Annotated in this window: 14 protein-coding genes and 5 pseudogenes; 9 read left to right on the top strand and 10 right to left on the bottom strand. The window is 63.8% G+C overall.

The window, feature by feature from the left end:
• Positions 1-6: 6 nt before the first annotated feature.
• The 4 genes and pseudogenes from BST47_RS26145 to BST47_RS31710 all read left to right on the top strand — a co-directional run bounded on the left by BST47_RS26145 (position 7) and on the right by BST47_RS31710 (position 2,129).
• The gene (locus BST47_RS26145) at positions 7-525 is read left to right on the top strand and encodes a DUF6932 family protein (protein ID WP_023363485.1); all 519 of its coding nucleotides are present in this window, start codon (positions 7-9) and stop codon (positions 523-525) included.
• Positions 522-1,508: a hypothetical protein gene (locus tag BST47_RS26140; protein WP_023363483.1), complete on the top strand. Its 987-nt coding sequence runs from the start codon at positions 522-524 to the stop codon at positions 1,506-1,508. Before BST47_RS26145 ends, BST47_RS26140 begins: the two co-directional genes overlap by 4 nt.
• A gap of 65 nt (positions 1,509-1,573) precedes the next feature.
• Positions 1,574-1,977: pseudogene (locus BST47_RS26135) on the top strand (sulfate ABC transporter substrate-binding protein); the annotation flags it as partial.
• Complete coding sequence (locus BST47_RS31710; RefSeq protein ID WP_418303276.1) at positions 1,929-2,129, top strand: deazapurine DNA modification protein DpdA family protein; 201 nt, start codon at positions 1,929-1,931, stop codon at positions 2,127-2,129. The pseudogene BST47_RS26135 and the gene BST47_RS31710, both read left to right, overlap by 49 nt.
• A gap of 48 nt (positions 2,130-2,177) precedes the next feature.
• Here BST47_RS31710 and BST47_RS26130 read toward each other — a convergent pair whose 3' ends face one another.
• The 5 genes and pseudogenes from BST47_RS26130 to BST47_RS26110 all read right to left on the bottom strand — a co-directional run.
• Complete coding sequence (locus BST47_RS26130; protein WP_023363479.1) at positions 2,178-3,182, bottom strand: glutathione S-transferase family protein; 1,005 nt, start codon at positions 3,180-3,182, stop codon at positions 2,178-2,180.
• A gap of 232 nt (positions 3,183-3,414) precedes the next feature.
• Entirely contained in the window at positions 3,415-4,863 is a 1,449-nt protein-coding gene (locus BST47_RS26125; protein WP_083128744.1) for an MCE family protein, read from the bottom strand.
• A gap of 2 nt (positions 4,864-4,865) precedes the next feature.
• Positions 4,866-6,023 (bottom strand): virulence factor Mce family protein, encoded by a 1,158-nt coding sequence (locus BST47_RS26120; RefSeq protein ID WP_079457956.1) that lies wholly within the window; start codon positions 6,021-6,023, stop codon positions 4,866-4,868.
• A gap of 2 nt (positions 6,024-6,025) precedes the next feature.
• The gene (locus BST47_RS26115) at positions 6,026-7,369 is read right to left on the bottom strand and encodes an MCE family protein (protein WP_023363473.1); all 1,344 of its coding nucleotides are present in this window, start codon (positions 7,367-7,369) and stop codon (positions 6,026-6,028) included.
• Positions 7,359-7,943, bottom strand: a pseudogene (locus BST47_RS26110) (mammalian cell entry protein); the annotation flags it as partial. The pseudogene BST47_RS26110 and the gene BST47_RS26115, both read right to left, overlap by 11 nt.
• 70 nt (positions 7,944-8,013) lie before the next feature.
• On the opposite strand from BST47_RS26110, the pseudogene BST47_RS26105 reads away from it, so the two are divergent.
• From BST47_RS26105 to BST47_RS31770, 4 genes and pseudogenes are all read left to right on the top strand, one after another.
• A pseudogene (locus BST47_RS26105) lies at positions 8,014-8,337 on the top strand (alpha/beta hydrolase-fold protein); the annotation flags it as partial.
• A gap of 345 nt (positions 8,338-8,682) precedes the next feature.
• Positions 8,683-9,066, top strand: a pseudogene (locus BST47_RS26100) (ATP-binding cassette domain-containing protein); the annotation flags it as partial.
• A gap of 246 nt (positions 9,067-9,312) precedes the next feature.
• Positions 9,313-10,065, top strand: a complete 753-nt coding sequence (locus BST47_RS26095) for an SDR family NAD(P)-dependent oxidoreductase (protein WP_023363468.1) — start codon at positions 9,313-9,315, stop codon at positions 10,063-10,065.
• Positions 10,066-10,128: 63 nt separating this feature from the next.
• A pseudogene (locus BST47_RS31770) lies at positions 10,129-10,266 on the top strand (ATP-binding protein); the annotation flags it as partial.
• Here the strand turns inward: BST47_RS31770 and BST47_RS26085 are convergent.
• The 4 genes from BST47_RS26085 to BST47_RS26070 form a co-directional block, all read right to left on the bottom strand.
• Positions 10,257-11,123: an enoyl-CoA hydratase/isomerase family protein gene (locus BST47_RS26085; protein ID WP_023363464.1), complete on the bottom strand. Its 867-nt coding sequence runs from the start codon at positions 11,121-11,123 to the stop codon at positions 10,257-10,259. The pseudogene BST47_RS31770 and the gene BST47_RS26085 overlap by 10 nt on opposite strands.
• Positions 11,124-11,183: 60 nt before the next feature.
• Complete coding sequence (locus BST47_RS26080) at positions 11,184-11,765, bottom strand: peroxiredoxin-like family protein (RefSeq protein ID WP_023363462.1); 582 nt, start codon at positions 11,763-11,765, stop codon at positions 11,184-11,186.
• Positions 11,766-12,020: 255 nt separating this feature from the next.
• Complete coding sequence (locus BST47_RS30800) at positions 12,021-12,443, bottom strand: pyridoxamine 5'-phosphate oxidase family protein (protein ID WP_023363460.1); 423 nt, start codon at positions 12,441-12,443, stop codon at positions 12,021-12,023.
• Positions 12,444-12,564: 121 nt separating this feature from the next.
• Entirely contained in the window at positions 12,565-13,050 is a 486-nt protein-coding gene (locus BST47_RS26070; protein ID WP_033718792.1) for a peroxiredoxin family protein, read from the bottom strand.
• 91 nt (positions 13,051-13,141) lie between these two features.
• Here BST47_RS26070 and BST47_RS26065 point away from each other — a divergent pair, with 91 nt between their 5' ends.
• Positions 13,142-13,771, top strand: coding sequence for a TetR/AcrR family transcriptional regulator (locus tag BST47_RS26065; protein WP_023363456.1), 630 nt, complete (start codon positions 13,142-13,144; stop codon positions 13,769-13,771).
• 155 nt (positions 13,772-13,926) lie between these two features.
• On the opposite strand, the gene BST47_RS31490 is transcribed toward BST47_RS26065, so the two are convergent.
• Positions 13,927-14,250, bottom strand: coding sequence for an amidohydrolase family protein (locus tag BST47_RS31490; protein ID WP_023363454.1), 324 nt, complete (start codon positions 14,248-14,250; stop codon positions 13,927-13,929).
• Positions 14,251-14,259 lie beyond the last annotated feature (9 nt).

The following is a 14,259-nucleotide window of genomic DNA, read 5'->3' as shown; positions in this document are numbered from 1 at the left end:
CGCTGCATGGGCGAGCACGGAACACTACCGCCGGGCATCCATCGGGCGACGTTGGACGAGGTACGCTCTCGATTCGTCGATGACGCTGCCGATCACACGCGCGAGCGGCGTGGCTTGATTCTGGATGCGATCCGGATTCACATCACCCTTGTCAGACAGTTGTTCTATCGTCACGAGATCACGATTTGGCTCAGCGGCGGCTTCTGCACCTATAAAGACGACACGCCCGGCGACGGCGATTTCGCCTGTCTGGTGCCAGCTCACGCGTTGGAGCAGGTACACGGTGATGCCGCACTGCCGCTGTGGACTCTCGGCTCGGTCACCGGCACCCTCGGGCACAGTGACCTGGTTGTGCAGACAGACAAGCTGCATTGCATGGGCGGGCTCACCGACGCCCTGGTGGTGAACCGCGACAACCCATATGCCGTTGAGCGGCAACGCCGGTGGTGGTCACGGGTGATCGGCCCCGATGGTGAGATAATCGACAGTGCGACAAAGGGCTTCGTGGAGGTGATCGATCAATGACCGGTCTCGGCCACCTCTCCGGCCTCAGCGACGACGACCTGCTTCGAGCCGCCATCCGCTATGAATACGAGCATTTCCCCGACACCGCGGATTTCGCACTCGGCCAGCTGTATTCGGGCACGGTACAAGGTGATCCGGCCGCAGAACGCGTCTGGGCCGAAGAAACCGCGCCTGAACAAGTCGAGCTCGACCTGCACTTGGAGGGCGCCGGGGTGCGGGGCCATGCCACCCGCGCGGACAAACTCGCAACCTTCGTCGCCGGAGTCAACGACGCCACCAAAGCGATCGTTCGAGAGAGACTTCAACTGAACGCGCTGAATCGAAACCTTCTCATACACGGGCTCGGTCCCGGCTCGGTGCGGGTTGTGCTGCGCGCCGACGCCCCACTTGACGGAGATGCGAAGCATGTACCACTCGGCGGCACAAGCCAATTCGCCTCAAGCCCCGATTCGGAGGCGCTGCGCACAATCGCCCGGCTGTTCACCAACGCTAGCTCCAGTGCCGCCGGAGTCGGCAGCGACGTGCGTGACCTACCGATCAAAGCGCGACGAGGCCTGCTGCGCTCCACATCCGCAATGAGAACAGCTGGATGGGACATCGCCGGACAGATACGCCAGCGCGGCCTCGGATCTACCGAAGTCGCCTTCACCCAGGCCGGAGCCGCGCTGCTTGGCAGCGAACTGAAAAACTACAACTACGACAGCGAACGCGGATGGGCGATCGGCACCATCGACGGTTTCCGCCGCAGCCTCGGCAGCCTATACCTCACCCCGTCAGGCACCAAAACCCCTCTGGCGGTCAACGTCAGCGACCCCGACACCCTCGCCGCCGCCGCGCGGCTGGCCGCCGAGGAGGGAGTGGTCGTGCAGGTGCAGATCGAAACCGTGCGCGCGCTCAGCAGTGAGGAATCGACTCGCATGACAACCAGCCGCAGCCTGCTGCAGATCGAACGTGCCGCCGAATCACTGCCCTACCCCGAATAACCTTGCTGCTGTCGGGCACGCGACGCGGCGGGCGGCCGCTGCCGTTAAACCACATCGAGCGGTTCATGAGGCACATCAGCAAGTCATGGGGCAGCGCAGCCGCATTGGCCGTTACCGCAACCCTGCTCGCGGGATACGGCGGGGGGCCGCCAGGTGATGTCGCCGGTGGCGACAAGCGGCCGACCGGTGAGACGACGCTACGCGTGGTGCCCACGCCGCGCCGAAGCCCGGCTGGAGCAAGACCATCCACGCCTTCGCCGCCACGCCGGAGGGCAGGGGAGTGGCCGTGACCACGTTCTACTACGGCGCCTCGGGTGATCAGCCGCGCGCCGTTGTCGACCGCAAGCCCGCCGACATCGTCAACTTCTCGGTGGAGCCCGGTGTCACCCGACTGGTCAGGGCCGATGAGGTAGCCAAGGACTGGAACGCCGACAACATCAAGAGCATCCCATTCGGATCAAGAGCATCCCATTCGCGGGTGGGCTCTGGGATTTAACGCTTTACGGTGGCTGGCATACCACGCCCGAGGAGTGTGTGGTGGCAGTGAAGCGCTATGACCGCGACTCAGACAGCTCGAATGCGCGGCCGCGAGGACTGTATGTGCGAGGACGAGGTCTGTGAGCTGGAGCAGGTACGCCGTGCTGTCTGGTGTGTCGAGACCGTCTGACACTATCGGGCTTCGGGCCCGTCGGGCATGTGTTCCCCCTCGGGAGTCGACTCAGGTGGTGTGCCGTCTCCAAACGGCCTACCGCCTAACTCTTCCCGGCCGTGCGGCGTGAGCCAGTTTGACAGGTCAGGACCCTTCGGCACGACTTGTGTCGGATTGATATCCGTGTGCACGATGTAGTAGTGCTGCTTGGTCTGCACGAAGTCGATGGTGTCGCCAAAGCCCGGTGTCTGGAACAGATCCCGCGCGTAGGCCCACAGCGTCGGCATCTCTGTGAGTTTCGACCGATTGCATTTGAAGTGGCCGTGATATACGGAGTCAAATCGGGCCAGTGTGGTGAACAGCCGGATGTCTGCCTCGGTGATGGTGTCGCCTACGAGATAGCGTTGGGTCTGTAGGCGCTCAGAAAGCCAATCGAGTGCGCTGAATAATCGGTCGTAGGCTCTGTCGTATGCATCCTGTGAGCTCGCGAACCCGCATTGGTAGACGCCGTCGTTGACCTCGGTGTAGATGCGCTGAGCGACGTCGTCGATCTCGTCGCGCCGTCGCTCGGGATAGAGCTGGGGGGCGCCCTCGCGATGGAAATGGGTCCACTGCGTCGAGAAGTCCACGGTCATTTGGGCGAAGTCGTTGGTGACCACTGCGCCCGTCGGCGCGTCCACGATCGCGGGCACCGTGACTCCCTTCGGATAGTCCGGTATGCGCTTGTTGTATGCGTCGCGTAAGAAATGGATCTTCAGCACTGGGTCGAGGCCACCTGGGTCGAGGTCGAAGGTCCAGCTGCGTGTATCGTGCGTTGGTCCGCAAAAGCCAATAGACAGAACCTTTTCCAGGCCGAGCAGTCGTCGCACAATGATCGTGCGGTTGGCCCACGGACAGGCCCGCGCGACGATCAGGCGGTAGCGGCCTGGTTCGACGGGATAGCCGTCGCGGCCGTCAGCGGTGATGCGGCTGCTGATGTAGTTGGTGTCGCGATTGAATTCGCCGGCCGCGGCGACATAGCTCATGGTTTACTCGTCCTTTTCAAGGGGTTACCCGATCTGGAATCGTGTGGGATTGATGTGGCCGTAGGTTTAGACGAGGGGTGCCGGTCAGGGTTTCGACCTGCAATCGGTTAGCCACCTCCGGCGTCCAAAGAGCGTCTTCGACCGATTGGGTATTAATGCCCATCAACACATCTCACGTTTTTACCTAGAACATTGGTGTAGCTCGCATGCGCTGCGCTCCACGTCGGATCGATCAGTCACCACCGCGTGGGATGAGCAAGTCCTGCCACGCGCGCGGCCGCCCGTCCCGAGCGAGATCGGTCTGCGTGTACTGCTTACCGTCGGGCCCGGTGTACGTGCCGGTTGCGGGGTCATACTGGGCGACCGCGATGGGTGGCGGTGCGGGGGGACCGGCTGGTGGCGGCGTCCCCGGCGGCTGCTGGGGTACCGACTGGCCGGACAGCGTGGCATTCGGGTCGCCCTTCCAGTTGTAGCCGTCGTTGAGAGGCACATAGTCCTCGTCGCTCTCGCACAACTTGACGGTGGGTGCACGCTTGCCTGGGCGTGTGATGCATGGGGCGTTACGCGCACCGCGCACGTCCAACGCCGAGTCTTGCGGCACCCGGCAGTACATGTCGCCCGCCGGCCGTTCGGGATAGTCCACTTCGCTGGGCGAGCGTACCTGTTGAGCGGGGAGGAAACCGGTGGTGCACGGCGGAGGGAGGTTGGCGTTGAGGTTGAACGACAGGAACAGTCCCTTGTAGTCCTGCTTGGTATCGCGGTTGGCGAGTTGGGCCGCCTGGAGCATTTCGATGTCCTTGGGGAACAGGACAGGGATCTGTTCGAGACTGGGTTGGTAGGTGACTGCCACCTGTTCGAGGTTGACGAGGTTGGCCAGGACCACGGGCAGCGTGGGTTTGAGCCGGTCAATCAGCTGGCGTGCTTCGGTTGTTGCGGCAGGCCCTCTGTCCAGCACGCCTTTCAGCGCGGGATCCTGTTCTTGCAGTTGGCGGGTGACCTCAGCGACGTTGGCCGCCCAGGCCCGGATCGAGTCCGAGGAGTTGATCTGACTGTCCAGCACGGGCTTGGATTGATCGATCACGGTGGTCAGCGAGTCGAGGTTTGCGCGCGCATCGGCGGCAAGGGTAGTTGCCCCCTTGACGATGCGCGCCAGTTCTGGCCCTAATCCTCCTATCGCCGTGTAGGACTCGTCGATCACAGTCTTGAGATCGCCGTGGGGGATGGCTTGCAGTCCGGCGTTGGTCTGAGCCAGCAGGGTGTTGATATCGGGGGGCAGCGTTGCGTGGTCGGCAGGTATGACGTCACCGTCCTTGAGCTTGGGGCCGTCGCCGGAGCGGGGGACGAGCTCGATGAACAACTCGCCGACAGCTGTCTGACTGTGCACATTGGCGTCGACGTTGGCGGGAATCTTGGTGTCAGACTTCAATGACAGCACCGCGTCGACTCCGCCGCCGTTGAGCCGAACGTCCTCAACGCGGCCGACTTCAACCCCGCGGTAGGTGACGTTGCCGTCTTTGTACAGCCCCCCAGACGATGGCAGGTTCACCGTCACCTGGTAGTGGCCGATTCCGAACAGCGCCTTGGGCAGGTCGAGGTATCCGATGGCCATCGTGCCTCCGGCGACGACTGCGACGACGGAGAAGACCGACAGTTGGCGTCTGACCAGCTTGCTGAGATACACGGTTACGGTCCCTGGTTGTAGCGGTAGGGCGCCAGTAGGGGGTTACCGGCGCCGTTGGGCGGCGCACTGTTGGTGCACGGACTGGGCAGCTGGCCAATGGTTCGGCCCCACTGCATCTCCAGCCATGTCAGATCGCATTCCCATCTGGTTCCGGTGAAGATGGAGCTGTCGATCCGGCTCAGCGTCAGGTCGACGACCAGACTCACGTTGGCGTAGTCGCCGCGGAACCACTTGGTCAAGGTGGATTTCGGGAACGGGAACGTGGGTATCAGGTCCAACGCATGTGTCAGCGCCGGGCCGGCGTTGGCCAGTGATTCCAGCACCGGCCCAAGGTCTTTGAGTTCCTGGACCAACGGTGCTTTGGTCTTGTTGACCGAATCGGCAGCCAGCGCGCTGAATTTGCCCAACTGGTCGACCGCGTCGATGAGATTCTCCCGTTCTCGATTGACCACCGCCAGGGCGTCGGGGATTGTGTCAAGGCCCTTGTCGAGAACCGGCTTCTGCTCGGCGAATTGGCCCAGCAGGCGGTTGAGACTGTCGCTGGCCGCGATGATGTCGCCGGTTTGATCGTTGACCCGGGTGACGAATGTGTTCAACTGATCCATCAGGCTGCGGAGGTCTCCCTCCCGCCCGGATAACGCGGTGCTCAGCGCGGTGGTGATGTCCTGTACCTTGGCGATACCTCCGCCATTGAGCAGCAACGAGGCGGTCGCCAGTGTCTGCTCGGTCGATGGGTAGGCCTTTCCCGATGACAGCGGTATCAGCGAGCCCTGATGAAGCCTGCCCTCAGGCGCTTCGTCGGTCGGCGGCGCCAGCTCGATGTGCAGCGATCCCAGCAATGCCGTCTGGCCCAGTGTCACTGTCGAATTGGCGGGTAGCGTGACATCGCCGTTGAGCTTCATGGTCACCAGCGCGTGCCAATCCTGGCGCTCGATTTTGGTGACTGTGCCCACCGTGACGTCACCGACGCGCACGCGTGAATTGGGCTGGATGTTGTTCACATCAGGCATCTGCGCCTGGATGGTGTAAGCCCCGGGCCCACCGCCTTCGGTTCCGGGGAGTGGCAGGGAATTCAGCCCTCGCCACCCACAGCCTGCGACCGCGGTGGCCGCCAGGATGCACGTCAGGACAGCGGCCGGTATCCGTCGCCAGCTGCGCATCGTCATGACCCCGTCCCCGCAGGCAGCATCATTCCCGCCAGCCCGGCTGCCGGGTCGGTGGTCTGCGGCGCCGGCCCGCCGACTATGGCCGCCGCATCTGTGGGTGCTGCCTGTTCGGCGGCCAACGGGGGGCCGGGTGGGGCGGGCGGCGCAGCTGGAGCCGGTTGCGGCGGAACGTAATCCGGGCGCATCCAGTCCTCGCTGTAGGAGATCTCGTTCGGGCGTGCCGTGGCGCCGACGAACGGGTTGAAGCCAAGCGGCGGGAAGTTGTACTGGCGGTTTTTCACGATCGGCGCCAGGTACTGCACGCACAGCTTCGCCGACTGTTCGGCACCCAGGCGTGATGCCGCCTGAATGGCGCCGCACAGGAAATTGATGGGGTCGGCGAAGTTGTTGACCGCGGCGATGCCGGTGAGGCTGCCTTGTGCGGGCTGATAGAGGTTGGCGGCGTTGGCCGCCGTCGTCGGCAGGATATGCAGGAGCTGTTTGATGTCGTCCAGGCTCTCGTTCAGAGCAGTCGAAACCGATGCGAGTTTGTCGGAGGTGGTGCCCAGCGCTTCGCGGTTGTCTGCAACGAAACTGCTGACCTTGCCGACCACATCATTGAGGTCTTTGACGGCGCCGGCGACCTCGCCGGGCTCGTCCGCGAGCAGTCCGGTGACCGAAGCGAGGTTTCCGTTGAGGGTCTCGAGCAGTCCGGCGCTGTCCTTCAGCGCGGTCACCAGCGTTGCGATGTTCTTGACGCTGGTGAAGATGTCGCCGCTGTGATCGCCGAGCGCCGAAAGTGCCTGGGACAGTTTGATGACCGCGTCCCGGATCGCTGGGCCCTGACCGCGGAGATTGTCCGCGGCGGTGTGAACCAACGCTCCCAAGGTGCTGCTGCCGCCAGGCTCGGTGGGCTGCAACGCCTGGGTGAGGCGTTCAAGCTGAACGCGGACGTCGTCCCATTCCACCGGAACCGCGGTGCGCTCCTGGGGGATGACCGCGTCGTTCTGCAGGGTGGCGCCGCCGGTGTAGGGCGGGGTGAGTTGGACGGCACGTGCGGTCACCAACGTCGGCGATACGATCACGGCCTTGGCGTCGGCGGGAACCGCGTACTCGCTGTCCAGCCAGAAGCTGATTTTCACCCGGGTGGGTTCTGGCTCGATCTTGTCGATCTTGCCGACGTTGACACCACGGATGCGGACATCGTCACCGGGGAAGATGCCGTTGCTGTTGTCGAAATAGGCAACGACATGCGTGCGATTCGAAGCTCGAATGAATTGCACGACAACGTATCCCCCGACCACGACGAGGACGACCAGCGCCGCCGTCAGCGCTGCCTTGACTCTGCGGTTATTGATCATTGCCCGCCTCACTGGAGGCCGTCGGTTCGCCGGGTGCGGGTACGAACACCGGGCTTGGCGTCGGCGGCGTTGATGCGTTGGGATCGGGTACCTGCTTCGCCGGTGGACCGGGAGGTGGACCGCCAGGCGCAGGCGCGGGTGACGGCTCCCGGTAGGGATAGCAGCCGGGACCAGGTAGCGCAATTGCGGGCGGACCACATGCCTGGTCGCCGGGGTTTCCGGTGATCGCGTCGGGCAGCGTCATCCGCGGTTCGCCAGCCTGCCCGGTGCGCGGGTAGGGCGCCGGAAGAGCCGGGGTTCCCGGCTGACCCGTCTGCGGGTCGGTGCGTTGCGACGGCAGCAGGACGTTGGGGTCCAACCCGAGGTCGGAGAATGCGGAGTCGACAAATGGCTGAATGAATTGGCCTGGAATGAGATTGGCGATGTAGGCCTTGAAGAAGGGCCCCCCGGACAACACCTCGCCGAAACTCATCGCATAGGAGTTCAGTCCCTTGATCGACTGCTGGATCTCAGCTTTTCGGTTGTCCAGCGTCGCCAGTACGCCGTTGAGTTTGTCCAACGCGGGTTTGAGGGTCGCCCCCTCTCCCACCACATCCTCAGCACAAGTGACGAGAAACCCCTCCACCGTCATCACCTGACGAGACGTCCAACACCAGGCCATGTGGGGGGCCGCGCAGTTAGGTCGTTGGAAGTGGCATGACCCTGACGTGCACGTACCGCTGCTTGTCGACAATGACACCCGGTTGTGGGTCTACAGCCCATCCACTCTGACATGCAGTGATCCGGCGGCGATGATCGGCCATTGCGATCAGGCGCAGGGCTCGAATCGATCCTTTTATAACCACTACCGCAGCGCAGGCGGACGCAACGGGCACTTTGACATTGCCCAGGGTGGGCAACACGACTGGAACAGCTGGGCTCCCCAGCTGGCAGCCATGGCCCCCGACATGACCGCTACCATCCGATGACCATCGATCGCAACCGGGCGGCCCAAGTACTCCGGCGCGGACGAACTCCGGCCGCCACTACCGCAGGTGCGCTCGCCACGATTCTCACATGCGCGGCGCCGTCTACGGCACGCGCCGACACCGATAATCCGTGTTCGTTGGCGGCGACGTTCTTGTGCCAGTTCATACCAATCGTTCCGGAACTGGAGGACGACGTGGATCTGACTCAGGAAGAGCCACATATGCCGGTGGTCGTCCCCGGATCGGCGACACCATCGGCATCGCCGATGTGGCTCACGGGTGAGCACACAAGGCAACTGGTGGTAAGGCGGTTGAGGATAGGCGCCATGCACGAAGGGATGTCCGGTGGGTATTGATGTTTCGGTTGAGGGGTTGACGAAGTCGTTTGGGGCCCAGCGAATTTGGGAAGACGTCACGATGGAGATCCCCGCCGGTGAGGTCAGCGTCCTGCTGGGCTCGGGTACCGGTAAATCGGTGTACTTGAAGTCTTTGATCGGTCTGCTGCGCCCCGAGCGCGGCAAGATCATCGTCGACGGCACCAACATCATCGAGTGCTCGGCCAAGGAGCTCTACGACATCCGCACACTGTTCGGCGTCATGTTCCAGGACGGCGCGCTGTTCGGTTCGATGAGCCTGTATGACAACACCGCGTTCCCGTTGCGTGAGCACACCAAGAAGAAGGAAAGCGAGCTCCGCAACATCGTCATGGAGGAGCATGAACCACCAGGATCCTTCCCAACCCGGGGAACTCGATGTCGATCAGATATCTCGAGCCATGGACGCTCGACTTAATGCGTGATCCGTCGACGGTGCGGAATGGAGGAACCGATGGTCGGTTAGGCATGTGCCGACCCCTGGCGAGAACGTTGCGGTCACTGAATCATTCATCACCTCGTCGACCGCGCGGGTCGCGACCATGGGGTCAGCGCTTGGTCTGTTGTTGGACTTGCACTTTCGAAAGTATGGGAAAGTATTATGCCGAAATTCTCCGAGAAGACTGTGATCATCACGGGTGGCGCCGCGGGCATCGGTCTCGCCGCTGCTAAACTATACGCCGCCCAGGGGGCCAACGTTCTTATCACCGGCCGCCGACAGGACAGACTCGACGACATCGCACGCGATGACCGAGCCATCGTGGGGCTCGTCGCCGATGCTGGCGATGCTGACGACGTTTATCGGACCATCGATTTCGCGATGGCGCGGTGGGGGCGCCTAGACGTCATCGTGAACAACGCCGGAGCGGGCGTCCTCGCCGCGCTCGCCGACGTTTCGATCGAAGCAATATTCAACACATTCCGAATCAACGTGATCGGCCCTACTCTCATGGCTAAGGCGGCCCTTCCGCATCTGGCCCGATCACACGGCAGCATCATCAATGTGTCCAGTACATACGGGTCGAAACCTGCTGCTGGCTTGTCTCACTATGCGGCAAGTAAAGCCGCGGTCGAGCATCTCACGCGCTGCTGGGCGCTTGAACTGGCCTCCACAGGCATCCGGGTGAATGCGATCGCATCGGGGCCTGTCGAAACGGCATTTCTAAAGGAAAGGATGGGACTCAGCGAGGACGCGATAAAGGAAGTCAAAGCCCTGGAGACGGCAACCATTCCGCTGGGGCGGCGCGGCGTCCCCGACGACGTCGCAGCCTGGATCATCAAGCTGACCGATCCCGGTTCGGACTGGGTCACCGGTCAAGTTCTCGCCGTGGACGGCGGCCTCGCCGTCACATAGCTCCTCGTCACGGCTCCTTTTCGTACTCCACTATTGATTAAACCTTTGCACCCGAGTCCTATGACCGCGGCCCTGGCACGGCGAGTCGGTCGCGCTCGCTTCGAACAGCACAACACCTTCGAAGACTTCGACTTCACCCTCAGCCCCAAGCTGCCCGCCGCGATGCTCGATCTCCGCTGGGAGCTTACAGGTCACCGGGTTGGCAGTGTGCCCGGCGCGGCGCGGACGTCGTTGATGTAGTCGCCGAGTGTGAGCTCGAGTGGGCCGGGCTGTTGGAAGCCGTCTTTGAGTGCTTGGGCGATGATCGATGCGGCGGCGGGGCGCGCAAAGGCCCCGATGAGTGTGTCCATTTCGGAGAGCAGGGTCGCGTCGGCAGGTAGTGACGCGTTGTTCACGAACCGTTTGATGTCGGCGAGGGCGAGCAGGTCGAAGCGTGACACCCGATGTGCGAATGCGTCGACGAATGCGTCGAATTCGGCATCGGGGATGGCCCTGTTGACGTATCCGTAGCGCTCGGCCAGCTCACCGGTGAAATCGTGGCCGCCGAGGAGGATCTCCAGGGCCCGTCCGCGGCCGACTATCGTGGGTAGCCGGCTGGATGGACCACCGCCTGGGATGGCGGCGAAGCCGACTTCGAATTGTCCGAGGATCGCCCGTTCGCGGCTGGCGAAGCGGATGTCGGTGGCCAGCGCTAGCTCGCTGCCGGCGGCACGCGCTCGGCCGCGGATGGCGCTGATCGTCACGGCTGGCAATTTGCTGATCCGGATCAGCAGATTGGTCCAGTGATGAAACGGCGAGGGCGCGGTGGGCAGCGCCGTGAGTGGTGAGGGGTCGGCTGCGACGTCAACGTGGTTAAGGAAGAAGTCGGGGTTGGCGCTTTCGAACACGATGACGGCAACGTGGTGGTCTTGTTCGATTTCGGTGAGGAGTTGGTGAAGTTCGACGACCATCAGCGGGTCGACGAGGTTGATGGGCGGGTTGTCGAACGTGACCCGCCACAGTGCAGGGGTGGTGCGTGTGACGCTGAAGCGTGGCGAAGTGTCGGCTTGGGTGCTCATCGCGTTTCCTTGGGGTTGTGGGTGAAGTCCTGCGCGCCCGGTGGGCGTTGTTGATGGCGATCACTGTTGGCGTGCGGTGGCGAGTATTTCGTCCACCGTCCATTGGTCGTAGGCGTGGCTGCCGTACTTGGCGGCGAGGATTCGTCCATCGGGCCCGATGAGCAGATCGGCGGGCAGTCCGAGGTTGCCGTTGGTCGGTGAGGCGGGCAGTGGTGAGCGGCGTTTGGCGATCGCGGTCTTGATGGCGTGCCAGTATCCGCCGGGCAGCGCGCGCCAGGCCGCGAGTCTGAGGGCTTTTGTCGAGGCTTCCACCCCGAATCGGCGGTAGAGATCCTTGTCGGGGTCGCCGACCACCGCAAAGGGCATATCGTCTTGGTATTTGCGCAGCTCGGCGGCGGTGGAGTGGAACACCACCACTTCGCGGATGCCTGCGGTGTTGATCTCCTCGATTCGTCCGCTGATCGAGCGCAGGTGCAGATTGCATACCGGGCAGCCTGCGAAACGCCGGAACTGCAGGTGCGTTAGCGCGCCCGTGGGGTCGGGAATCTGTACGGGTTCGTCGTTGAGTCCCCTAAGCAGCAGGGTGGGGAACTGCTCGCCGACAGTGACGCGCTTGGATCGTGCTGGGGCCGTGCGGGCCATGATGATCTCCTTCTACTGATGGGCCGATGGTCAGGTCGGGCGAGCAGATGCCCACCGTCGACGATCAATTCGGTGCCGGCGGGCGTTCACTCGCCTCGTCGGCTCGTAGTGTGCCGGGCGGGGAGTTCGTTGGGGGGCCGGAGGGTCCACGCCCGCGTCGTCGTCGTCGACCACGTTCGGACCCGGCCCCTTTCCGCTAGGGCCACACCGCACTTCGATGTGTCTTGCCCCGATGTGTTGCTTTGGTTGCGGTGCTCATCCGGCTTCCGTTGGGTTGTGGGTGAAGTCCAGCGTGTGCTGGTTGGCGTTGTCGATCGCGATGACAAAGCACACGCGTCCGGGGCCGCGGCTCGGGAAGGCGGCGCCGGTGTATTTGATTGAGATCGGGTCCATGTAGTGGCAGGCGGCGTCGTCGCGGACTGCGATGACCCTGCCCTGCAGGGCGGCCATCCGGTAGGGGTTGTCGAACGCGGTGATCGACAGGCCGACGCGAGGGTCGCGGCGCATGTCCTTGGCCTTCGGGGCCTTGGCATGGGTGCAGATCAGGACGTTGTCGTCCTCGCGCGCGACCCACACCACCCAATTGCGGGGATGACCGCCGGCCGAAACTGTGGACAGGTGCGCGTAATTCGGTCCGTCAATAAGCACCCGGATGCTGGCCGGGATCGGGCTCGACATCCTCACCGCCCGCGCCGCTTGGCCGGGGAAGAGGCGGCGGGCACCAGGCGGCTCGGCTGCATGTGTTCCGTCGGGCTGGTCTGGCGGCACGGCAGCGGCCTGCAGCGGTGTGCGGCGTTGCTCATCGCGCGTCGGGGTGCTCGGACAGGTACCGGACGAAACCGATGACGTCGTCGGCAACCAGCCGCCCGATGGCCCCGCTCGAGTACACCGCGAGCCGCACCGTCCCATCAGGTGCCAGCACGAAGCCCGTCGATTGCAGATAACGGGGATGGTCGTTGACGTAGGCACCCGTCGCCGCAGCGATCGCGTCGGCGTCGGCGCTATGGCCAACCGGGAAACGCAGCTTGTGCTTGGCGACCAGCGCAGCCGAGGTCTGCTCATCATCCACCGACAAGGCGATCACCTTGACGTTGAGTTCACTGAGCGTGTCGAGCGCGCGGGAGAACCCGGCCAGCTGGGCATTGCAGTATGGGCACCACGACCCGCGGTAGATCAAGATGACGCCGTAGGACCCGGCGAGATCGCCGGGCAGGGAGATCGTGGCGCCGCCGACGGCGGGAACCTCGATCCGGGGAAACAGCTGACCATAATCGAGTCGGGACATCGGCATCCTTCCGAGGGGTTGGGTGGACTACTCGGTCCATCATGATGACATAGGAGTGGACTGGCAAGTCCAGTGTCGGTAGGCTGCGGTCATGGTGTCAACGGAGGGCCCTGCTGGTTCGCGGCTGACGGCTCGCGGCGCGGCGACTAGAGCCCGCATCGTCGCGGCGGCGGCGTCGCTGGTGCAGGAGCACGGGGTGGCCGGAACCAGCCTGGACGATGTCATGGCCGTCACCGCCACCAGCAAGTCGCAGCTGTATCACTACTTCGCCAACAAGGACGCGCTCATTCGCGAGGTGATCACCATCCAGCTCGGCCGCGTGATCGCCGCCCAGGAGCCCGACCTTCGCGAGGTCTCGTCGTGGGAGGGTCTGCAGCGCTGGTGTGATCACCTCGTTGCCATGACCCGCGCGAGGCAGGGTGTCGGCGGCTGCCCCCTTGGCTCGCTGGTCGGTGAACTCGCTGAGCGATCCGAGACTGCGCGACACGTGCTCGCGCAGTGCTTTGCCGAATGGGAATCGTATCTGTCCGCGGGCTTTGTGGCCATGCGCGACAACGGCGAACTGGCCGCCGAGGCCGACCCGGCCGAGCTCGCGTTGACAATGATGAGCGCGCTGCAAGGCGGTCTGCTGATGGCGCAGACCATGCGCAGCGCCCGCCCCGTCGAACTCGCCCTGAACATGGCGCTCGGGCACGTCAGTGCTTACCGGCGCAACCCATAGGCGCGACGGCGCTGATCAGCCAGCAGCCTGCGACTCAGTCGACGTCAGCTCGCCGGCAGGGCGGCCCCACCCGAGAGGCTGGTTCGGATCGGCAGCGACGCCACGGCCAACCCGACGCTGTTGTGCCGCGACCGTCTTGGATGGATAGGTGCGGCTCAACGGGCTGAGATCGCGAGGATGCGTTCGGCGTTGGCGTGGGCGATCTTTGCCCGGTCACCGGCACTGAGCGTTGTTCGCTGCAGCCGGGCGACGGCCTCTTGCGAGGACTCATACGGGTAGTCCACGGAAAACATGACAGCATCGGCGCCCACCTCCAGCACCGCCCCGGTCAGGGTCGCCGGCGAGAACACCCCGCTGGTGGTGAACACGATGTTGGTGCCGATGTAGGCCGATGGTGGTTGCTTGAGCGGTGTGCCGGGTTGGATGGTGCGGACACGCGAGTCGAGCCTGCTGCGCTGCAACGGCAAGAACGCGCCCATGTGGCCCAA

It is taken from the genome of Mycolicibacterium tusciae (genome assembly GCF_002086795.1).
Lineage (GTDB): Bacteria > Actinomycetota > Actinomycetes > Mycobacteriales > Mycobacteriaceae > Mycobacterium > Mycobacterium tusciae.
This window is presented reverse-complemented; position numbering and strand designations above follow the sequence as displayed.

Coding starts and splice junctions, on each gene's coding strand:
- BST47_RS26145 (WP_023363485.1), top strand. CDS start 7: ATGGGCGAGCACGGAACACTACCGCCGGGCATCCATCGGGCGACGTTG.
- BST47_RS26140 (WP_023363483.1), top strand. CDS start 522: ATGACCGGTCTCGGCCACCTCTCCGGCCTCAGCGACGACGACCTGCTT.
- BST47_RS26130 (WP_023363479.1), bottom strand. CDS start 3,182: ATGAGCTATGTCGCCGCGGCCGGCGAATTCAATCGCGACACCAACTAC.
- BST47_RS26120 (WP_079457956.1), bottom strand. CDS start 6,023: ATGCGCAGCTGGCGACGGATACCGGCCGCTGTCCTGACGTGCATCCTG.
- BST47_RS26115 (WP_023363473.1), bottom strand. CDS start 7,369: ATGATCAATAACCGCAGAGTCAAGGCAGCGCTGACGGCGGCGCTGGTC.
- BST47_RS26095 (WP_023363468.1), top strand. CDS start 9,313: ATGCCGAAATTCTCCGAGAAGACTGTGATCATCACGGGTGGCGCCGCG.
- BST47_RS26085 (WP_023363464.1), bottom strand. CDS start 11,123: ATGAGCACCCAAGCCGACACTTCGCCACGCTTCAGCGTCACACGCACC.
- BST47_RS26080 (WP_023363462.1), bottom strand. CDS start 11,765: ATGGCCCGCACGGCCCCAGCACGATCCAAGCGCGTCACTGTCGGCGAG.
- BST47_RS30800 (WP_023363460.1), bottom strand. CDS start 12,443: ATGTCGAGCCCGATCCCGGCCAGCATCCGGGTGCTTATTGACGGACCG.
- BST47_RS26070 (WP_033718792.1), bottom strand. CDS start 13,050: ATGTCCCGACTCGATTATGGTCAGCTGTTTCCCCGGATCGAGGTTCCC.
- BST47_RS26065 (WP_023363456.1), top strand. CDS start 13,142: ATGGTGTCAACGGAGGGCCCTGCTGGTTCGCGGCTGACGGCTCGCGGC.
- BST47_RS31490 (WP_023363454.1), bottom strand. CDS start 14,250: ATGGGCGCGTTCTTGCCGTTGCAGCGCAGCAGGCTCGACTCGCGTGTC.